General features: G+C 74.0%; 18 protein-coding genes. 10 read left to right on the plus strand and 8 right to left on the minus strand.

Annotated features, from left to right (window positions below; translation table 11 throughout):
- Positions 1–235 precede the first annotated feature (235 nt).
- Together SXIN_RS16190 and SXIN_RS16195 are read left to right on the plus strand one after the other, a co-directional pair.
- A complete protein-coding gene (locus SXIN_RS16190; protein WP_095757146.1) occupies positions 236–1,837 on the plus strand; it encodes a histidine kinase in 1,602 nt (533 codons plus the stop codon).
- A gap of 86 nt (positions 1,838–1,923) precedes the next feature.
- Positions 1,924–2,592 carry a response regulator gene (locus SXIN_RS16195; RefSeq protein ID WP_039820248.1) on the plus strand — a complete coding sequence of 223 codons (669 nt, stop codon included), beginning with the start codon at positions 1,924–1,926 and terminating at the stop codon, positions 2,590–2,592.
- A gap of 348 nt (positions 2,593–2,940) precedes the next feature.
- Here the strand turns inward: SXIN_RS16195 and SXIN_RS16200 are convergent, their stop codons facing one another.
- Both SXIN_RS16200 and SXIN_RS16205 read right to left on the minus strand, forming a co-directional pair.
- Entirely contained in the window at positions 2,941–4,608 is a 1,668-nt protein-coding gene (locus SXIN_RS16200; RefSeq protein ID WP_095757147.1) for an ABC transporter permease, read from the minus strand.
- A complete protein-coding gene (locus tag SXIN_RS16205) occupies positions 4,605–5,588 on the minus strand; it encodes an ABC transporter ATP-binding protein (RefSeq protein WP_019707204.1) in 984 nt (327 codons plus the stop codon). The genes SXIN_RS16200 and SXIN_RS16205 overlap by 4 nt, the downstream gene beginning before the upstream one ends.
- A gap of 101 nt (positions 5,589–5,689) precedes the next feature.
- Here SXIN_RS16205 and SXIN_RS16210 point away from each other — a divergent pair, with 101 nt between their 5' ends.
- Positions 5,690–6,295, plus strand: a complete 606-nt coding sequence (locus SXIN_RS16210) for a GbsR/MarR family transcriptional regulator (protein ID WP_420341051.1) — start codon at positions 5,690–5,692, stop codon at positions 6,293–6,295.
- Positions 6,296–6,422: 127 nt separating this feature from the next.
- Here the strand turns inward: SXIN_RS16210 and SXIN_RS16215 are convergent, their stop codons facing one another.
- Positions 6,423–7,655 (minus strand): diacylglycerol kinase family protein, encoded by a 1,233-nt coding sequence (locus SXIN_RS16215; protein ID WP_420341052.1) that lies wholly within the window; start codon positions 7,653–7,655, stop codon positions 6,423–6,425.
- 176 nt (positions 7,656–7,831) lie between these two features.
- Here SXIN_RS16215 and SXIN_RS16220 point away from each other — a divergent pair, with 176 nt between their 5' ends.
- Positions 7,832–9,115 (plus strand): adenylosuccinate synthase, encoded by a 1,284-nt coding sequence (locus SXIN_RS16220; protein WP_039820236.1) that lies wholly within the window; start codon positions 7,832–7,834, stop codon positions 9,113–9,115.
- A gap of 67 nt (positions 9,116–9,182) precedes the next feature.
- On the opposite strand, the gene SXIN_RS16225 is transcribed toward SXIN_RS16220, so the two are convergent.
- Positions 9,183–10,511 (minus strand): vanadium-dependent haloperoxidase, encoded by a 1,329-nt coding sequence (locus SXIN_RS16225; protein ID WP_019707200.1) that lies wholly within the window; start codon positions 10,509–10,511, stop codon positions 9,183–9,185.
- Positions 10,512–10,819: 308 nt separating this feature from the next.
- Here SXIN_RS16225 and SXIN_RS16230 point away from each other — a divergent pair, with 308 nt between their 5' ends.
- Genes SXIN_RS16230 through SXIN_RS16240 form a run of 3 tightly spaced genes read left to right on the plus strand, consistent with a single transcriptional unit; the run spans position 10,820 to position 11,978 of the window.
- The gene (locus tag SXIN_RS16230) at positions 10,820–11,170 is read left to right on the plus strand and encodes a helix-turn-helix domain-containing protein (RefSeq protein ID WP_095758063.1); all 351 of its coding nucleotides are present in this window, start codon (positions 10,820–10,822) and stop codon (positions 11,168–11,170) included.
- Positions 11,167–11,685 carry a hypothetical protein gene (locus SXIN_RS16235; RefSeq protein WP_095757149.1) on the plus strand — a complete coding sequence of 173 codons (519 nt, stop codon included), beginning with the start codon at positions 11,167–11,169 and terminating at the stop codon, positions 11,683–11,685. The genes SXIN_RS16230 and SXIN_RS16235 overlap by 4 nt, the downstream gene beginning before the upstream one ends.
- Positions 11,685–11,978 (plus strand): hypothetical protein, encoded by a 294-nt coding sequence (locus tag SXIN_RS16240; protein ID WP_019707197.1) that lies wholly within the window; start codon positions 11,685–11,687, stop codon positions 11,976–11,978. Before SXIN_RS16235 ends, SXIN_RS16240 begins: the two co-directional genes overlap by 1 nt.
- Positions 11,979–12,078: 100 nt before the next feature.
- Here the strand turns inward: SXIN_RS16240 and SXIN_RS16245 are convergent, their stop codons facing one another.
- The gene (locus tag SXIN_RS16245) at positions 12,079–12,540 is read right to left on the minus strand and encodes a VOC family protein (protein WP_050930658.1); all 462 of its coding nucleotides are present in this window, start codon (positions 12,538–12,540) and stop codon (positions 12,079–12,081) included.
- A gap of 184 nt (positions 12,541–12,724) precedes the next feature.
- On the opposite strand from SXIN_RS16245, the gene SXIN_RS16250 reads away from it, so the two are divergent.
- Positions 12,725–12,958 carry a hypothetical protein gene (locus SXIN_RS16250; protein WP_019707195.1) on the plus strand — a complete coding sequence of 78 codons (234 nt, stop codon included), beginning with the start codon at positions 12,725–12,727 and terminating at the stop codon, positions 12,956–12,958.
- A 33-nt stretch (positions 12,959–12,991) separates the two neighbouring features.
- Here SXIN_RS16250 and SXIN_RS16255 read toward each other — a convergent pair whose 3' ends face one another.
- The 3 genes from SXIN_RS16255 to SXIN_RS16265 all read right to left on the minus strand — a co-directional run bounded on the left by SXIN_RS16255 (position 12,992) and on the right by SXIN_RS16265 (position 16,588).
- Positions 12,992–15,184: a serine/threonine-protein kinase gene (locus SXIN_RS16255; protein WP_019707194.1), complete on the minus strand. Its 2,193-nt coding sequence runs from the start codon at positions 15,182–15,184 to the stop codon at positions 12,992–12,994.
- An 82-nt stretch (positions 15,185–15,266) separates the two neighbouring features.
- The gene (locus tag SXIN_RS16260) at positions 15,267–15,710 is read right to left on the minus strand and encodes a MarR family winged helix-turn-helix transcriptional regulator (protein WP_039820242.1); all 444 of its coding nucleotides are present in this window, start codon (positions 15,708–15,710) and stop codon (positions 15,267–15,269) included.
- Positions 15,711–15,832: 122 nt separating this feature from the next.
- Positions 15,833–16,588 (minus strand): DJ-1/PfpI family protein, encoded by a 756-nt coding sequence (locus SXIN_RS16265; RefSeq protein ID WP_019707192.1) that lies wholly within the window; start codon positions 16,586–16,588, stop codon positions 15,833–15,835.
- Positions 16,589–17,156: 568 nt separating this feature from the next.
- On the opposite strand from SXIN_RS16265, the gene SXIN_RS16270 reads away from it, so the two are divergent.
- Entirely contained in the window at positions 17,157–17,861 is a 705-nt protein-coding gene (locus SXIN_RS16270; RefSeq protein ID WP_019707191.1) for a GntR family transcriptional regulator, read from the plus strand.
- A gap of 121 nt (positions 17,862–17,982) precedes the next feature.
- A complete protein-coding gene (locus SXIN_RS16275) occupies positions 17,983–20,064 on the plus strand; it encodes a hypothetical protein (protein WP_019707190.1) in 2,082 nt (693 codons plus the stop codon).
- Positions 20,065–20,112: the final 48 nt, after the last annotated feature.

Raw genomic sequence — 20,112 nt, forward strand, 5'->3', positions numbered from 1 at the left:
CACGTGGTGCCTCCCTGGCGGTCCGCCCGGGTTGCCCTCCCGGCTCCTCGGGCGCGGGGACGCGGGGTCAGCGCGCGCCGCGAAAGGGTGTGGTGCGAGCCCGGCGCCCCGGACCGCGTGAACCGGCCATGAGCAGGGATGACGCTCCGGACCGCGGGTCATCCTCAAGTCGTATGCCGGGAAGTCCGCATTCACGGTGACGACGCGGACGGCCCGCGTGCGTAGCGTTCAGCGTATGAACGAGACGACGCCGACGCCGGCCTGGACCGAGTCACGGATAGCCCGGACGGTCTGGGACAACCTGCGGGAGGACCTCCTCCAGGACATCTGGAAGTTCCGGCCCCTCCCCCCGGCCAGTGAGGCGCGGCTGCGGCGGCGCCCGCGGCTGAGGTGGCTGGGCGGCCGCTGGCCGACGCACGCGTTCACCGGGTTCATGGCGGTCTTCCTGCTGCTGCTGGATGTGGCGGCGGCGCCCTGGAGCCGGCCCGGATTCCTGGTGCTGATCCTCGGGCTGGCGCAGACCGTGCCGCTGGTGCTCGCTCTGTTCCGGCCGCTGGGCGCCTGGTGGGTGTCGCTCGGTGTCTTCCTCTTCATGACGGTGACGTCCGCCTGGCAGGGGCCGGGGGTCCTGGCGCTTCTGGGCGTGATGGTCGTGGTCGCGCTGCGGTCCCGGCCCCGGGTGGCCCTGGAGATGTGGGCCATCGGCGTGCTGTCCGTGACCTTGGCCGCCTTCGTGTTCCACCCCGGAAACGCCTATGTGGTCTTCCCGGTGGCCATCTTCTCCGGCTGCGTTCTCGGCACGGTGGTCGCGATGCGCGGCTGGTGGCTGGCGCGGAACCGGGTCGAGGAGCAGGAGACGCTGGTCGCGGACGTGCGCGGCAAGCACACCGCGCTGGAGGAGCGGGCCCGGATCGCCCGCGAGCTCCACGACGTGGTGGCCCACCACATGTCGGTGATCGCGATCCAGGCCGAGGCCGCCCCGTACCGCGTCGACGACGCCCCGGAGGAGCTGACCCGCAGCTTCGGCACCATCCGGGAGAGCGCCGTCGAAGCCCTGTCCGAACTGCGCCGGGTGCTGGGCGTGCTGCGGTTCGAGGAGGCCGGCTCCCTGGGCGTACCGGACGCGCCACAGCCGGACCTGTCCCGCCTCGACGAACTCGTCCAGGGCGTACGGGAGGTGGGTCTGGACGTGGAGATCGCCCGCACGGGTGCGGAGCGGCCGCTGCCGCAGGGCGTGGAGCTGTCCGCGTACCGGATCGTCCAGGAGGCGCTGAGCAACGCGCTGCGGCACGCGCCGGGTTCACGGGTGCGGGTCGAGGTGGCGTACGTCCTGACCGGCCTCGGCCTGCGCATCGTCAACACGGCGCCGACCGGACCGGTGTCCCCGTCGCCGGGGATGGGCCACGGGGTGACGGGGATGCGGGAGCGGGCCGTGATGCTGGGCGGCGAACTGACGGCCGAACCGACCGCCGAGGGCGGCTACGAGGTCGCCGCCTTCCTGCCCGCCGGGCCGGTCGAGGACGAGGAGCGCGAGGCGCCCGCCGGGCGGCGCGGGGCGGGCGCGCGGGAGACCCGGCCGGGGCAGGTGCGGGAGCGGGAGCCGGAGCCGCGGCGCCCCGACGGTCCGGTGGGCCTGACCAAGACCGGCGCGGCGGGGCCGGCGCGGGGACGGACGTCCGCCGCCCGTGCGGACACCGCCGGCCGGCCCGAGAACGCCGGCCCCGGCGACCGGGCCGAGAGCGGGGAGAGCCCGGAGGACAGGCCGGAGCGGTCGGAGAGCCCGGAGAGCCCGGCCGGCGCCGATCGCGGCACCGGCCGTTCGGAGGAGCGCTCGTGAACGACGCCGACGCCACCCCCACCCCCACCCCCGGCTCCGGCCCGGAGCACGGCGCCCCCGCTCCCGCCCGCGACACCGTCGCACCCATCCGCGTCCTGATCGCGGACGACCAGGCGATGGTCCGCGAGGGCTTCTCCGTCCTCCTCGGCGCCCAGCCCGGGATCGAGGTGGTCGGTGAGGCGGTGGACGGTGAGCAGGCGGCCGTGCGGGCGGCGCGGCTGCGGCCCGACGTGGTGCTGATGGACGTCCGGATGCCCGGCACCAACGGCCTGGAGGCCACCCGGCGGATCGCGGCCGAGCGCGAGGAGGGCGGTCACCCGCGCGTGCTCATCCTCACCACGTTCGACCTCGACGAGTACGTCTACGAGGCGCTGCGCGCCGGGGCCAGCGGCTTCCTCCTCAAGGACGCCTCGGCCCGTCAACTCGCCGACGCCGTACGGATCGTGGCGGCGGGCGAGGCCCTGCTGGCGCCGACCGTCACCAAGCGGCTGCTCGCCGAGTTCACCCGGCTCGGCGCCCCCCGCGCCCCGCGCATGGACCGCATCCGGGATCTCACCGAGCGCGAGACGGAGGTGCTGGCCCTCATCGCGCAGGGTCTCTCCAACGGGGAGATCGCGGTGCGGCTGACCGTCTCGGAGGCGACGGTGAAGACCCATGTGAGCCGCGTCCTCGTCAAACTCGGCCTGCGGGACCGCACCCAGGCCGCCGTCTTCGCGTACGAGATCGGCCTGGTCACCCCGGGCGGCAGCATGTGAGCCGGGGCGGGGACGCCGGCGTCGGCGTCGGCTTGAAGGGGAAGGGGCAGGCAGCGGCACGGCGGCGGTCACCGAAACCCCGCCGCCCCGCTATGCGCTGGCTTCCACCGTTCTGTGCGCGGCGGGCGGGAACTCTGTCCACAGGCTGTGGACAGAGTTCCCGGTGAGGGCTCGGCCCTTCTCCCCTTGCGCGGAGTGCGTCGCAGGCGCCGAAGGGCAAACCAGGATAAATCGCCAGCAGCGCCCGCTACGTCACCGCCCCGGGGCCATCACCCGGCGACGGCAACGGCAACGGCCCCGGCGCGGGGGGCCGCCGGGGCCGTCGTCTCAACAGAGCGGAGCTATTGCCTACTTGGTCTCCAGGTCCCGCCGCCGGAAGCCCAGGAGCCCCAGCCACACCAGCCCCGCCGCGAGCGCGGTGAGGACCAGCAGCGGCGCCCACTCCAGATCGGCGGCGGGAAGCTGCGGCACATGGCCGAACGGCGAGAGGTTGTTCAGCCAGTCGGCGAACTGGAGCATCTGCCCCAGGTAGCCGACGACGAACGAGTACACCGGGATCAGCCAGGCGAGCGTGCCGTACCGCGGCACCCAGCCGAAGAGCGCGACCGCGAACCCGATGGTGAACCAGAGGGCCGGCGCGTAGGCGATCGATGCCCACGTCAGCTTCCCCACCAGGTCGTTGTCCCCGGTCGCCGCCGCCCCCGCGATCCCGAAGCCGAATCCGGCCACGGCCAGCAGCAGCACACCGCCGACGGCGGCCACGGTGACGTGGCTCAGCACCCAGCGGGTCCGCGACAGCCCGGTGGCGAGCAGGGGTTCCGCGCGCCCCGCGCTCTCCTCGGCACGCGGCCGCAGGGCGGCCATCACCACGTAGATGGAGGCGACGATGGCCAGGATGAGCGCGATGATCGAGGCGAAGGACTCGGTGATCGTCGCTCCGCCCAGCGCCTCGATGGCCTCCTGGATCTCCTCCAGGTCCTTGAGCATGTCCTCGGCGTCCCCGAGGATCGATCCGTACATCACGCCCAGCGCGAAGACACCGGCGCCGAAGCCGATCAGCATGCCGCGGTGCAGCCGGAGCGCGAAGCCCACGGGCCGGGTCAGCAGGTCGGAGGCCGCCGGGCGGCCGAGCCGGGTGGGCCGCAGCCCCGCGCCCACGTCCCGCCTGGTGCTCAGCGGGAACGCCACGGCGGCGAGGAGCGCGGCGAAGGCGAGCGCCAGCAGGACCGGCCACCAGCGGTCGTCGACGTAGACGTAGGTGCGCTGGACCCAGCCGATCGGGGACAGCCACGCCAGCGCATCGGTGCCGACGTCGCCGGTGGCGCGCAGGGCGTACGCGAGCCCGATCACGGCGAGCGCCATGCCGGAGGCGCCCCGCGCGTGCGCGGTGATCTGGACGGTGATGGCGGCCACCGCGGCGAAGACGATCCCGGCCGCGGCGTGCGCGAAGCCGTAGAGCAGGGAGCCGCCCCAGCCGATGGACTCGATGCCCATGACGGCGAGCCCGGCGGCGAACAGCAGGGCCAGGGCGACGTTGGCGACGACGGCGACGCCCAGCGCGGCGGCCAGCTGGGCATGGCGGCCGACCACCGTGGAGCGGACCAGCTCGGCGCGGCCGGTCTCCTCCTCGGCCCGGGTGTGCCGGGAGACGATGAGCACGCTCATGATGCCGACCAGGACGGCCGTGAAGCCGAGCATCTGGTGGCCCATCATCGAGCCGAAGGTGTAGTCGGTGAGGTAGTGGCGCGGGCCCGAGGTGGCGAGGGCCGCGGGGCTGCCCATGGTCTCGGCGGTCGAGGCGCGCTCGGCCTCGGTGGTGTAGAGGGTGCTCAGACTGTTCGCCGTGAGCATGGTCCCGAGCGTCAGCGAGAGCAGCCACACGGGGATCCGGATCCGGTCCCGGCGCAGCCCGAAGCGGAGGAGGACGCCGGTGCCGGCCAGGGCGGCGGAGCGCGCGGTGGCGGGCGGCGGCGGTGACGGGGTCCGCGGTGCGGCGGTGGCGGTGGCGCCGGTCATCGGACGCCTCCGTCGCCGGCGGTGCCGGTGCCCGGGGTGCCGCTGGTGCTGTTGGCGTGGCCGTTGAGGTCGCCGTTGGAGTGGCCGTTGGCGGCGAGCTCGTCGCCGTAGTGGCGCAGCATCAGCTCTTCGAGGGTCGGCGGGTGGCTGGTGAGGATGTGGATGCCGAACTCGCCCAGCTTGCGGATGGCGCCGTCGAGGTGGGTGCCGTCGACGGCGAAGCGGACCCGGGTGCCGTCGATCACCGGGGCATGGATTCCGGGCAGTTCGGCGAGACCGGTGACGGGCCGCTCGGTCTCGGCCTCCACGGTCGTCCGCGTGAGGTGGCGCATCTCGCTGAGCGTGCCGGACTGGACGGTCTGCCCCTTCCGGATGATGCTCACGCGGTCGCACAGCTTTTCGACCTGGGCCAGGATGTGGCTGGAGAGCAGCACGGTCTTGCCCGCGGCCTTCGCCTGGAAGATCACGTCCTGGAAGACCACCTCCATCAGCGGGTCGAGTCCGGCGGTGGGCTCGTCGAGCAGCAGCAGCTCGGCGTCCGAGGCGAGCGCGGCGACGATCGCGACCTTCTGCCGGTTGCCCTTGGAGTAGGCCCGGCCCTTCTTGGTCGGGTCGAGGTCGAAGCGCTCGATGAGCTCGTCCCGGCGCTTCTTGTCGAGGCCGCCGCGGAGGCGGGCGAGCAGGTCGATGGCCTCGCCGCCGGTGAGGTTGGGCCACAGTTCGACGTCCCCCGGGACGTAGGCGAGCCGGCGGTGCAGTTCGACGGCGTGATGCCAGGGATCCTTCCCGAGCAGCTGCGCGGCGCCGCTGTCGGCGCGGAGCAGACCGAGGAGGACGCGGATCGCGGTGGACTTGCCGGCGCCGTTGGGGCCGAGGAAGCCGTGCACCTCGCCGGTCTCGACGGCCAGGTCCAGGCCGTCGAGCGCGTGGGTCCGGCCGAACGACTTGTGGAGGCCGGCTACGGAGATTGCCTTCGTCATGGTTCTGAACCTACGCGCACTTCACAAACTTGTGAAGTTAAGGAAGCATATAAACTCGGCCCTCACCGCCCAGGATGCTGATCAAGGGAGATGGAGCGGACGTGATCGACGAGCCGACCGGGTGGCCGCAGCAGTCGCAGCCGGAGACGCAGCCGGAGGCGAAGCCGGAGACCCGGACGCAGGCTCAGCCGCAGCCGCAGCCGCAGCGGCGGACCGGCCCCGACCCGGATCCGGAAGGGCTCTCCCGCTTCGTGGAGCGCTTCGCCTCGGAACTCGTCGAGGCCGGGGTGCCGCGGATGCCGGCCCGGGTCTTCGCGGCGCTGATGGCCTCCGAGAAGGGCCAGCTCACCGCCGCCGAACTGGGGGAGCAGCTGCAGGTCAGCCCGGCCGCGATCTCCGGCGCGATCCGGTACCTCACCCAGGTCGGCCTCATCAGCCGGGAACGGGAACCGGGTTCCCGGCGCGAGCGCTACCGGCTCCACGACGACCAGTGGTACCTCTCCTTCAGCCGCCGGAACGAGGTCCTTCTCCGCTGGGAGAGCACCCTGCGCACAGGCGTCGAAGCGGTCGGCACGGAGAGCGCGGCCGGGCGCCGGCTGGAGGAGACGCTGGACTTCTTCGCGTTCCTCCGGCGGGAGATGACCTCGATGCTGGACCGCTGGATCGAGCACCGGGACCAGCGGCGCAGGGAGGGCGGCGCCGGCTGACGCGGTGTCGCCGGGCCGGGTGCTCCCGGGCCGCCGGGCCGGGTGCTCCCCGTGCCGGGTGCTCCCGGGGTGGAGTGCTCCCCGGGCCCGGCGCTCGTTCCTGAACCCTTGCGAGGGCCAGGACCGCTCAGGACCCACCCGAGGGCGGGGCCGGATACGGAAGAGTCAGCCGCAGGGCCCCGGGGCGGACCGTCCAGGTACGGGTGCGGACCGGTCCGCCGACCACCGCGTCGGCCCGGTAGTGGAAATCGGCCCCCGAGACGGTGATCGCCCGCGCGTGCGCCGTGACCGGGGCACCGCCGCGGCCGCCGTCCACCGGCTGGATGACGATGTGCGCGAGCCCGCCGCAAGCGGAATCCGGTCCGTGCGCCGTCGCCCCGGGGCCGCCGCCCGCCGCCGGTCCGGCGCCGGGCTCCCGCGTCCGGCCCGACCCGCCCCCGTCCTCCGTACCGGCTGCCCCGGGACCGCCGGACGCGTTCCGCGCCGCGCCTGCCCGTCCGGCGCCGGAAGCGGAACCGGAAGGGGAACCATGGCCGGCCGTTCCGCGGCCGTTCCGGCCGGACCCCGCCGCGCGCCGGCCGCGGGCTCCCTCTCCGCCGGTCCCGTCCCCGCCGGTCCCGTCCCACCGCGACCCGTCCCGCCCCGCACCGCCGGCCCCCCGCGGCTCCGTCCCGCCCGGCCGGAACCCGGAGGCGCCGCCGCACACCGTCACCGACACGTCCCGCACCGGCCGGTCGAGGTCCACGAGCACCACCCCGTCCGCCTCCACGCGCAGCCGGTGGTGGCCCGCCCCCTCGCCGCCCCGGCCCCCGTCACCCGCACTGCCGTTCGTCCGGCGGTGGCCGCGCACCAGTCCCCGGCAGCCGCGCAGCGCCGGCTGCCACCAGGGCGTACGGCCCGGGAACCCGCCGTCCCTCCCCGGGATGCTCAGCCCGCCGATCACCACCCCGTCGCTGTCGTCGACCAGCAGATCGAGCCGCCGCTCCCTGCCCTCCAGCACCACCCGCGCCGCCGGCACCGCGCCCAGCGGCACCCCCAGCTCCCGCGCCAGCGCGGTCGACCGGGCCGAGGCCCCCACGGGTACGAAGGCCAGCGCCGCGTCCGCCAGCTCCCGTTCCCGGTGCAGGAGCCCCACGATCCGGCGCAGCGCGAGATCGTCACCGACCACCACGGGATGCCGCCGCCCCCGGTGCGCCAGATGCCGGGCCACGTCCTCCGGCCCGTCCGGGAGGCAGATCTTCGCGGACGCCCCCGCGCACAGCACGTCCCGCACGATGCGGACCGATTCGGCGTCGTCGCGGCGGGCCACGGGGTCGATGACGATGAGCAGTGGGCGTTCGCCGGGTGCTGGAGCCGACACCTCGGTCCTTCCTCAGGTAATCTCTCGGTGCAAGAGCCCCTGTCGCTGTCTTGCGCCAGGGGCTTCGTCTATCCGGGGCACCGGTTCGACGGCTCTGCGGACGGCGCGCGCCGAAAACGCCGCGCGATCGCCGCCGTGCACGTTGGACATGCCCCGCCCGGAAGGGGTGTACGCCTGTGCCCGCACTTGTGCTGCTCGGTGCTCAGTGGGGTGACGAGGGCAAAGGGAAGGCCACCGACCTGCTCGGCGGCTCCGTGGACTATGTGGTGCGCTACCAGGGCGGCAACAACGCCGGCCACACCGTCGTCGTCGGCGACCAGAAGTACGCGCTGCATCTCCTCCCCTCCGGCATCCTCTCGCCGGGGTGCACCCCGGTCATCGGCAACGGCGTCGTCGTGGACCCGGCGGTCCTGCTCTCCGAGCTGAGCGGGCTCCAGGAGCGCGGCGTCGACACCTCGAAGCTGCTGCTCAGCGGTAACGCGCACCTGATCACGCCGTACCACACGACCGTGGACAAGGTGACCGAACGTTTCCTCGGGAAGCGCAAGATCGGCACCACCGGGCGCGGCATCGGCCCGACCTACGCCGACAAGATCAACCGGGTCGGCATCCGGGTGCAGGACCTCTTCGACGAGTCGATCCTGCGGCAGAAGGTCGAGGCGGCCCTCGACTTCAAGAACCAGATGCTGGTCAAGCTCTACAACCGGCGCGCCATCGCCGCCGACCAGGTGCTGGAGGAACTGCTCGGCTACGCGGACGAGCTGCGCGGCTTCGTCGCCGACACCACCCTCGTCCTCAACGACGCCATCGACGAGGGCAAGGTCGTCCTCTTCGAGGGCGGCCAGGGCACGCTGCTCGACGTGGACCACGGCACGTACCCCTTCGTCACCTCCTCCAACCCGACCGCGGGCGGCGCCTGCACCGGCGCCGGCGTCGGCCCGACGAAGATCAGCCGGGTCATCGGCATCCTCAAGGCGTACACGACCCGCGTCGGCGCCGGCCCGTTCCCGACCGAGCTGTTCGACGAGGACGGTGAGGCGCTGCGCCGCATCGGCGGCGAGCGGGGCGTGACGACGGGCCGCGACCGCCGCTGCGGCTGGTTCGACGCGGTGATCGCCCGCTACGCCACCCGCGTCAACGGCCTCACCGACTTCTTCCTCACCAAGCTGGACGTCCTCACCGGCTGGGAGCGGATCCCGGTCTGCGTGGCGTACGAGATCGACGGCAAGCGCGTCGAGGAGCTCCCGTACAACCAGACCGACTTCCACCACGCGAAGCCGGTCTACGAGATGCTGCCGGGCTGGTCCGAGGACATCAGCAAGGCCAAGACGTTCGAGGAGCTCCCGAAGAACGCCCAGCGGTACGTCAAGGCCCTGGAGGAGATGTCCGGCGCCCCGATCTCCGCCATCGGCGTGGGCCCGGGCCGCACGGAGACGATCGAGATCAACTCCTTCCTCTGAGCCGCGCGCCGTGGCCGGCGGGCTTACCCCCGCCGGCCCGGCCCGGGCACGGCTCAGGCGGCCCCGCTCACAACTCCTGGAGTTCGTTGCCGATGACGTACGTGGCCACGTCACGTCCCAGCTCGAGTCCGTCGACGGCGTCCCAGCGGTAGTGGACACCCAGGTACAGGCGGCTGAGCGCGTTCTCCTCGGCCGCGGCACTGAAGCTGTCGAACGTCCGGTTCCTGACCGGCGACCTGGGCTCGTCGGTGGTGGCGGTGAAGGAGATCCGGTCGGAGCCCAACGCCTCCCGCATCACGGTCTCCCACGCTCCGGCGAAGGTCGCGTGCCCGGACGCCCAGGCGGGGAAGCAGGGGGTGGGCCCCAGCGGCTGCCAGGCCGGGTCGTTCAGGCCCACCTGAATCGCGGAGACGGGCCGCCAGAGGTCGATCGGCGTCCTGTACTTGACGTCCCACTCGGCGATCGCACCGTCCGCCATCGCCAGCGACAGCAGCGCGAAGAGCCGTGCCGTCCGGTAGGTCTGCAGGTTCTGCTGGTTGGCGACAGCCGTGGTGATGGCAAGCAGCTGTCCCGGCGGCTTGTAGGTGCCGTCCGCGTCGTTGGCCCAGAACCAGGCCGCCGCGGTCTGGTCGGTGGTGCGCGCCGTCGAGTTCGCCGAACCGAGCCTGCGCACCTCGTCCACCTGCGCCTGGTATGCCTGGCTCGCCAGGAGCACGTCGTACGTGCCGTAGGTCTCGGGCGTTGCGGGCCGGAACTGCGCTCCCGAGGACAGGACGAACGGCCGTACGAGCCCCCAGTCCGGGTCCACGGCGTCGCTCTCCTGGGCGCAAGTGCCGCCGGTCGGACGCCAGGCGCCCGGCTCGTCATCCACGGTGTACGACTCGCCCTCGCTGGAGCCGTCGTCGTAACGGGCGTTCCAGATCCGGTCGGCGACCGGCTCGGCCACCAGCGGCTTGAGGACGTCGAAGCTGGTCCACTCGTCGCCGAAGCGCTCCTTGAAGCGGGTGTTGATGAACGTCGTCTGGGCGGGGAAGAGCCGGACCAGGAGGTTGCGCGCGGTGTGGCCGATGACGCGCTCTTCCTCGTCGGGCCCCTCCAGTAAGGGGGCCCCGGAGTACTTGGGCGCCTCCAGGAAGGGTTCGTACCTCAGGGAGTGCCAGGTCCGCTGGTAGGCGCTCTCCGCGTCGTAGATACCCGCGTTCATGATCGCCGCGGCCCTGGCGAGCGGGCCGGGGCCCACGCCCGTCTGCCGCCTGAAGACATCGATCAGTACGGAGTTCCAGAACTGCACCGGCCTGCCGTCGAACGCGGCCGCCTGTGCGGAGGAGGGTGCCGCGGTCGACGGGGTTGCGGTGGTGAGCGGCGCGAGAAGCGCCGCGAGTACGACGAACAGCACGAGCCCGGTTCTCCGGCTCGTGCCTCGCCACGGAATCGGTAGCCGTCTTGGGGTCGGTGAAGCCATGTGTCATCCCCCTGTTCCACTGAACCGGTACCCGCTGCACCGGCGCGCTCAAGCTAGCGAGTGCCTGCGGCCCCCGGCGTCCCACAGGAGACGGACCGCCGGGTAAACCGGTGCGGTAGCCGGCACCGGTCGCTGCAACCCGGGCGGTAGTGCCCCAGCCGCAGGCGGGAGCCCTGGGGTTTGCGGCTACGGTGGCCTGGCCGGAGGAGGTGCTGGGGCACCATGACGGAGGGGGAGTGCTGATGCCGGTCAGGAAGCCGGCGACTGAGCGGCAGCGGCGGCTCGGGGCGGAGTTGCGCAAGATGCGCGAGCGGGCCGGGCTGACCATCAATGAGGCCGCCGTCATGCACCGCACGGACCGGACCACCGTGAGCAACGTCGAGTCCGGCCGCTTCGGGGTGAGTGCCGATCGTGTGCGTGTCTGGGCGGCCAACTACTCGTGTCACGAAGCCCCGTACATCGACGCGCTCGCCGAGATGGCCAGGGAGCGCCGTGCCGGCGCCGCCGATCACGTTGCGCGCAGACACAAGGTGCCCCGGCGGCGTTGCAGCGCCCCGGGGCGTGGCCAACGCTTACCAGGAGCGTCAGCATGAACCACCGTATCCGGCGTGCCCTCCGGCGCGCACTCGCCCGGCTCCGCGCGCCGCTCGCCCCTGCCACGGGGCGGCGGCGCGCCACGGGGGCGACGCCCGTTCCGTATGCCGTACCGGCCGTGGCCGCGGCACCGGCCCGAGAAGCGCGCACTGCCGTCGGCCTGCGGCTCGTCGTCCGGGCCGTCAACCCTCCGTACCGGCTGGGGCGGTTGCGGCCGCACCCCTGGCCGGAGCCTCGGCCGTACCACCGGCCCGCGGAGCTGCCGGTCTGGGACGGCGGTGGCCGACGAGCCGGCGTGTCCGGACAGTCCGGCCCATCCGCCCACGAGCGGCGTCAGGGACAGCGCCGGGCCGCGCTCGCGTACGCGATGGACGGGATCATCGCCGGCGCCGAGACCGTTCGGGCGTACGACCTCGGGGCGGCGCTCCTCGCGCGGGCTGCCGGAGGCCCGGGCGGCGGGTCGGACGGAGGGGCGTACGGCCGGTCGGCTCCCGTCGTGGAGGTGGCGGTCTGATGAGCACCGGGACCTCGGACAACTCCAGCCCCGCGCAAGGGCTCTGCGTCAGCCGGGTTCCCGGCAAGCCGGTGGCGTGGGAGCCGGACGGCCGGCTCGCCGTCCCTCTGTGGCTGCGGCAGGACGGCCGGTTCGACACCGACCTCGCCCTGCGGCTCTCCGTCGCCGAGGCGGAGGTGCTGCACGCGCAGCTCTGCTACGCCCTCGCCGACGAACCCGTGACGACCCCGCCCGGCGCCACGCCGTACTGCCGGAGCCACCAACGGGAGGACGCGACGGTGCGCCGTCCGTAGGCGGTCCTCGAACTGTGGTCCGGGCAGGCGTCCCACATCCCTGCCCGGACCGCTCCGTTCCCGGTCGGCAGGGGCTCCGGCCCGGTGCGGCGGGCACGGCTCACCCGGGCTCCGGGAGGTCGAAGCCGGGGATGCGCGCCAGGACGTCCAGGTAGTGGGGGTTGTACATGATGCCCAGGACGTTGCCGAAGGGGTCGGTCACGGATGCCGTCACGAATCCCTCCCCGCGCGGAGTGACGGGCTGGTACTCCGTGGCGCCCATCGACAGCAGGCGCTCCAAGGTGGCCGTCACATCGTCGACGTGCCAGTGGACGATGGCGCCGCCCGGGCCTTCGGCCGCTGCGGCGGGAGGGGCGTAGCGGCGGTCGATCAGGCCGAGTTCGGCCTGGAAGTCGCCGAGGCGGAACTCGGCGTAGGCCAGCTTGCCGTCCGGGCCGGAGCGTTCGAAGTACGGCCTGATGCCGAGCAGATCGCTGTACCAGCTCTTCGCCGCTTCGACGTCGTCCGCCCAGAAGCTGACGGTGGCGAGACCTCGCAGCATGACCGTTGATCCTTCCGTCACCGCGAGATCCTTCCGCTCGCGCCGTGCCGTCACGCTATGGGCCCTTGCGGACAGGCCGGGTCCTCAACGCGCGCGGGTGGCGCCGTAGTGCCCGGTTCGGGGCATGGGCCTGGGCGCGGGCCGTGGCGCGGGCAGAGCGCTCCTACAGTCGAGGGAACGTCCTCTGCGCCTCGGGAGAATCCACATGGCTGATCAGCGTGTTGCCTTCCGCGTCCACTTCACGCCCAATGGCGGCGGCTACAGCGCCCTGGAGCCGGTGACCGGTGCCAGTGGGTGGGGCAAGGATCTCGCGGAGGCCAGGACGGTGATCACGGAAGCCCTTGAGCTCTACTTCTCCGAGGCGTGCCGGGAGGACGTCGAAAAGGCGCTCGCCCGCCGGGCCGATGCCTGGTCCGGCGACGTCGACATCATGGTGTGACCAGCCGTTTGAATGCCCCCGGATTCGGCCGGGTCAGTCGATCCTCGTGTAGACGAGGGGCTTCTCGGTGCCCTCGGAGAAGACGCGGCGGAGGCTGCCGTCGGACTCCATCTCCAGGGTGGTGACCGGGCCGGGTTGGCAGGCCGTGTCCGGCTGGGCGATCTCCACGGTGGACGCCTCCAGTTCGACCGGAGGGCCGCCGGTCCGCAGCCGCGCGCTGAACTCGCAGTGGTAGCCGGGGCCGTCGGCGTCCAGCCGGAAGACCGTGTCGCCGGGGCTGCCCTGGATCAGGGTGAAGCGGCGGACGTCCTGCTCCGAGGTGCCGAAGGCGGCCTCCCAGGTGCCCAGGTACTCCTGCGGGACGGCGCCGGGTGAGGGCTGCGGCGAGGGGGAGGTCTGGTCGGTGTCCGGGTTCGGGCTGTTCGGGGTCTCCGGGGTGCCCTGGGAACCGGAGGCGCCGTTCCTGCTCCGGTCGGCTGCGGAACCCGCGTCCTTGAGCAGGGTGTAGACGGTCGTGCCGCCGATGACGGCCACCGCCAGGGCCACGACGGTGACCAGGGCGCTTATGCGCCAGTGGCGGGTCGTCCGGGCGGAGCCGTCGTGGTGGACTCCGTGGTCCGGGCGGTACGGGGGGAGGTAGCCCGGCGTGGTGTTGTACTGCTGCGTGCCGTATCCGTAGCCGGAACCGGGGGGCGGCGGGCCGTAGTACGGCGTGGAGGCGGGCGGCGCGGACCCCCGGGGCGGGGGAGGAGACGGCGGGGCGGACGGGGTGTTCGAGGTGGCCGTGGGCGCGGTGTGCGGGGTGTGGGGGGCGGGCCCGGTGGGCGGGGGCTGGTGGCGGTGGTTGTCCCGTCCGCCCTGGTAGCCCTGGTAGCCCTGGTAGCCCTGGTAGCCCTGGTGGCCCTGCCCGGCGCGGCCGCCGTGTGCGCCGTAGCCGTTGGGGTGCCTGGAACCGTCCTCGTGTTCGGGCGGGCCCTCGTGTCCGCTCGGGTCGGTGCGGTCGGTGCGGTCGTCGTGGCCGTTCCGGCTGCCGCCGTGGCCCGTGCCCGGGGCGCCGTGGGGTTCCCCGTGCGCCGGTCCGCCACCTGATCCGTTCTCCTGGCCGGGGCCGTACCGGCCGGTGCCGTACGGGTCTTCGCCCGGTCCGTTCGACGGTGTGTGCTCCGGCGCCGGCTCGTACGGCTGTTCCGGTGCCGGGTCTGTTACGTGCGCTAGACCGTGTCCGTACGCGTGTCCGGTCCCGGCCGCGGGGCGGTCCGCAGGCGGAGCGGCCTCCGGGTCCGTCGCGGCCGGGCCGCCGTCGGCCGATGCCGGGTTCTCCGCGTCCAGCAGCTGTACGGCGTGCCGTCCGAGCTGGGCCACCACCCGGCCCGGCAGCCAGGGTTCCAGCGCCCGGCCGTCACCCAGCGTCGCGTCCGCGCCCGAACGCTCCCGCAGCTCGGCGGGCGAGGGCCGCCCGGCCGGGTCCTTGCCCAGGCAGTCCGCCACCAACTCCCGCAGGCCGTCCGGCAGTCCGGTGAGGTCCGGCTCCTCCCGCGCGATCCGGTACAGCACCGCCGGCACCCCGCTCTCCGTACCGCCGAACGGTGGCCGCCCCGTCGCCGCGTGCACCAGCACCGAGCCGAGGCAGAAGACGTCGCAGGCCGGCGTGATGCGTTCGCCGCGCACCTGTTCGGGCGCCATGAAGCCGGGGGAGCCGACCATCGCGCCGGTGCGGGTCAGCCCGCCGTCCGTGACGGTCTCCAGGGCGCGGGCGATGCCGAAGTCGATGACGCGCGGCCCGTCGATGGTGACCAGGACGTTCGACGGCTTGAGGTCCCGGTGCACCAGCCCGGCCGCGTGGATGTCCTCCAGAGCGGCGGCCAGCGACGCCGCCAGGATGCGCACCGACCGCTCCGGCAGCGGCCCGTGCTCGCCGATCAGCCGCTGGAGCGACGGCCCGGCGATGTAGCCGGTCGCCAGCCACGGCAGCGCCGCTTCGGTGTCCGCGTCCAGCACGGGCGCCGTCCACCGGCCGCCCACCCGGCGCGCCGCCCGCACTTCCTGGCGGAAGCGGTCCCGGAACTCGCCCTGCGCTGCCAGCTCCTGCCGTACGAGCTTGACCGCGACGGTGCGGCCCCGGTCGGAACGGGCGAGGTAGACCAGGCCCATGCCCCCCGCGCCCAGCCGGCCCAGCAGCCGGTACGCGCCGATCCGCTGCGGGTCGCCCTCCCTCAGTTCATCCATAAGCCCCGTGCCCTTCCCCCTGGTGCTCTCCCCGACAGGGGGAGAATAGGGCGGGACGTCCGGTGGCGGGACGACAGCGCGCTCAGCGACCCCCGATTGTGTCCATCGCGTCCACCAGCCGTTCCAGAACCCGTACCGTTTCCTCCAGTTCCCCGGGCCCCAGGGACCCCGCCAGCCGCCGCGCGAACTCCGCGTGTGCCGGGTCGATGCGGCGGACGGCCGCCCGGCCCTCCTCGGTGGGGCGCAGCAGCTTGGCCCGCCGGTGCGCCGGGTTCGGTATGTACTCGGCGAGGCCCCGGCCGGCCAGCAGGTCGGCGACGCGCTGCACGCTCTGCCGGGTGACGCCCATGGCGCGGGCGATCCCGGCGACCGGCAGCGGCTCGCGGAGCACCGCGCCGAGCACCTGCCACCAGGCGGCGGTGAGCCCCGCCGGGCGGGCCATGGCCTCGGCCGCCGCCAGGAACTGCCCGTTGAGGCGGAAGGCGGCCAGGGCGGTACGGGACAGCAGTTCGGGCTCGGACGGGATGCCCGGCGCCGCCGCTCCCCGCGGCGCCGCCGGTCCCGTCAACGCCGCGGAGGCGTCCGGGCTTTCCGGGCTTCCCGCGCCCTCCGGGCTCCCCGTGTTCTCCGCCCGGTTCCCCGGCCCGCTCACGCGGCGCTGTCCCCCGGAGCGGACACCCGTGCGGACTCCGCGCCCGGGTGCGGAGTCTCCGCCGTGCCGTTCACGATGCCGCCCGTGGTGTCGTCGCCGCTGCGGTCCGCCGCCGCGCTCTCCGCCGCGCTCATCAGGACGGGGAAGGCGGTCGGGTCCGAGGCGGCGTAGAGCCGGAACCAGGCGTCCAGGACGTGCGGCTCCATGAGGTCCAGCTCGGTGGCGATCTCGCGGGCGAAGGCCACGGGCTCGGTCGGCCCGGCGGTGATCAGGCCGCGGTCGCGGACGGCGTCCGCGTCGCGGTACCGGTCGTGCCCGCCGTAACCGGGCTGGTGGGCCAGGTACTCGGCGACGGCGCTGGTGTGGTCCCGGCCGTCGAGCAGGCCCACGCGGGCGAGTCCTGCCGTGCCGCCGCAGATCGCGGCCACCGGGACGCCGGCGTCGAGGAAGGCGCGGGCCGCGCCGGCGAACGGGGCCAGCTCGTCGCCCGCGTCCCAGAGCCGTGCCCCCGGGATGATCAGCAGCGAGCTGTCGCCGGGGCGCAGCTCCTCCAGCGCCATGTCGGGCACGATCCGCACGCCGCCGATGGTGGTGACGGGACGGCCGGCCCCGCCGAGCGAGACGGTGCGGACCCCGACGGGGCGGCGGGGCGCGCGGTGGTAGGTGGACTCGCGGAGGACGGCGGTGGCGTAGCCGAACTCCCAGTCGGCGAGGGTGTCGTAGACGGCGAGGTGCACGGTGGTGCTGCTCATGGCTCTCTCCTGGGCCCGGACCCGGTGGACCGGGGCGGCGGTGGCGGGCCGGTGGGCGCGTGGGCCGCGCGGCACCCGGCCGCCTTCGACAGCACACTGTCAAATCGTCAGCACGCTGTCAATCGGGGAAGGGCGTACGGGTGCCCCGCTGTCCGGACGGGACGTCGCCCGGACGGAGCGCCGCCCGGCAGGCCCGGGCCCGAGGGGCGGAAGGGGCCGCGCGGAACCCGGTGCGGGCGCACGCCCGGGGAGGATCGCGGATTTCCGTCCCCGCCCGGTGAACAAGGGCCGCCCCAGCCCCGTATTCATGGGTGCAACCGCCGCGGAGGCCGAGGAAGGGCGGGCGGCTCTCGACGAGGAGCCGCCGGTCGCCTCCGCGCATACGGTGCGAACGGGGCCCGCCGTGTCCGCACGGCCGGGCCCCGTTCGTCCGGCGTTCGTCCGGCCGGGCCGTCCCACGTGCGGGGACGGTGTGAATCCGCCGGAGACGGGCGCCCCGCCGTCGCCTAAGGTGACCCGGAGGCCGCGCGACCAGCGCCCCCGTGTCACGGCGAAGGAGACCGACCCCATGCCCGGCAGCGGCAGCCACCCCCGCGGCTCGGCAGTCACCCGCAACACACTGCGGCAGCAGATCGCCGAAGCGCTCCGCGACGAAGTGCTGGCCGGCCGTCTGCCCGCGGGGCAGCACGTCGCCGTCAAGGAGATCGCCGAGCAGTACGGCGTCTCCGCCACCCCCGTGCGCGAGGCGCTGGTCGATCTCTCCGCGCAGGGACTGGTCGACCTGGAGCACCACCGCGGATTCCAGGTGCACCGGTTCACCCCGCAGGACTTCCGGGACATGGTGGAGGCGCGCACCCTCATCGTCGACGGCATCTTCCGGCACGCGGTGCAGCGCATCCTCGACGCCCTCACCCCGGCCGCCCTCCGCTCCCTGCGGCGCCGGGCCGACGAGGCCGTGCGCGCCTCCCGCGCGGGTGACCTGGACGTGCTCATCGGGCACGATCTGCGCTTCTGGCGGGAGCTCGGCCAGCTCGTCGGCAATCCGTACATCCGCGACATGCTCGACCGGGTACGGGTGCAGAGCTGGGTCTTCGCGGTGCCGTACCTGCGGCGCGAGGCGGACCTCGCGGGGCGGCTGTGGAGCGGGCACGGGGAACTGGCGGACGCCGTCGCCGCCCGGGACGAGCAGGCCGCCCGGCTCATCATCACGGGCTACAACGACCACTCCCTGGAACTGCTCGACCGCTTCACGGCCCGCTACGGACCGACATGACGACCGCCCGCGCCGGCGCTCCGGCGCACCGCTCCGCCGGCGGAACCGGCTCCGCACGGGCCTCCGGCCCCCACGCCCCGGTCCTTCCCACCGGGCGGCACGACAGGACGGGAGAAGGCCAGTGAGCGAGACGTACGCGACCCGGGACGGGGAGACCGGGGAGGCCGGGGAGGGCGCGGTGGAGAACGCACCGGGAAGCACCCCGGCGGACGTGCCCGGGGACGTTCCGCCCGGCCCGCCGCCCGGACCTCTGTCCGAACCCCCGTCCGAGACACGGCCGGAAACCCCGTCCGAAACCCCGTCCGAAACCCCGTCCGAAACCCCGTCCGAAAAGCCGTCCGAAAAGCCGTCCGAAGCCGCCACCGGTGCCACCGCCACCACCGCCACCCCGGACGGCGCCGGTGAGCGGGCCGGCGCCCGGCGCCGCCGGCTGCCGCGTCCCGCCGCGCTCGCCGTGCCGGCCGGCTACCTCCTGGCGTCGCTGCTGCTGTACGCCGGGCTCTGGGCCGATCTCGACCGGGGCTATCTCGTCGACAGCGGGCGGGACCAGAACCAGTGGGAGTGGTTCTTCGCGGTCACCGCCCACCACGTCCTCAGCGGTGACAGCCCGCTCTTCACCACGCTGCAGAACTACCCGCTCGGCGCGAACCTGATGGCGAACACCGCCATGTTCGGGGTCTCCGTCCCGCTCGCCCCGCTGACGGCCGTCCTGGGGCCCACGGTCACCTGGGCCGCCGTGCTCACCGGTGGCCTCGCCGCCACCGCCACCGCCTGGTACTGGCTGATCCGGCGCCATCTGACGGGCAACCGCACGGCGGCGGTCGTCGGCGGCGCCGTCGCGGCCTTCGCGCCGCCGATGATCGCCCATGCGAACGCCCACGCGAATCTGGTGGTGCTGTTCGTCCTGCCGCTGGTCATCGACCGGATGCTCAAGCTGTGCACGGGCCGCCGCGTCCTCCACGACGGGGTCGTCCTCGCTCTGCTGATGACCTGGCAGATCTTCCTGGGCGAGGAGGCGCTGCTGCTCGCCGTCACCGGCATGGTCGTCTTCGCCGCCGCCTACGCCTGCGCGCGGCCGAGCGCCGCCCGTGCCGTGGCCGGGCCGCTGGCGCGCGGCCTGCTGACCGGCGCCGGCGTCTGCCTGGCCCTGGTGGCGTTCCCGCTGTACTGGCAGTTCTACGGCGAGCAGAGCTACGCGGCCATCAACCACGGCCCGACCGGCAACCCGCTGCTCGCGCTCGTCGAGTTCTCCGAACGCTCCCTCGCGGGCGACCCCGTGACCGCCGACCGGCTCTCCCTCAACCCGACCGAGCAGAACGCCTTCTACGGCTGGCCGCTGGCCGTGCTGTTCCTCGTCGTGACGGTGACGCTGTGGCGGCGCCCCGTGGTCAAGGCCCTGGCCGCCACCGTGCTCGTCGCGGCGGCCCTCTCCCTCGGCTCGGACATCTCCCTCGCCGGCACCGAGGGCGCGGCGACCGTCCCCGGCCCCTGGCGGCTTCTCGACGGGCTGCCGCTCTTCGAATCGGTGATCGAATCCCGGTACGCGATGGTGTGCGCCCCGCCCCTCGGGATGCTGCTGGCGCTCGGCTGGACCGCCGTCTCGGATGCCGCCGCGGCCGCCCGTTCGGCGTCGTCCGCGCCCGACGACCGGGCCCGCCGCGACCGGGCCGTCCTCATCCGGGTCGCGGGCGCCCTGGCGCTCTGCGCCGCGCTGCTGCCCGTCGCGCCCACGCCGCTGGAGACCACCGAACGGCCGGCCGTGCCGACGGTGGTGACGAGCGGCGCCTGGCGTTCGTATGTGAAGCCCGGCGAGTCGCTGGTGCCCGTACCGCTGCCCTCGCCCGGTGAGGCGAGCGCCCTGCGCTGGCAGATCGAGGCGGACTTCGCCTTCCCGCTGCCCGCCGGCTACTTCATGGGCCCCGCCGGCCCGCGGATCCCGGGGCAGGGCAGCCCGCCCGGCTACTACGGAGCCGTCCCGCGCCCGACCGGCGAGATGCTGTGGGACGTGCGCTGGAGCGGCCGGGTGCCCGCCATCGGGCCCGAGGAGCGCCGGGCCGCCCGCGAGGACCTCGCCTTCTGGCGGGCGGGCGCCCTGGTCCTCCAGCGCCAGCCGAACGACACGGCCCTGCGCGCCACGCTCGACCGGCTGCTCGACGAGCCGGGACGGCCGGTCGGCGACGCCTGGGTCTGGGACGTCCCGTAAACGGGCAGAACGGGCAACGGAGGGCCCGGAGGCGGCGCTTCCGGCCGT

The sequence above is a fragment of the Streptomyces xinghaiensis S187 genome (assembly GCF_000220705.2).
Classification (GTDB): domain Bacteria; phylum Actinomycetota; class Actinomycetes; order Streptomycetales; family Streptomycetaceae; genus Streptomyces; species Streptomyces xinghaiensis.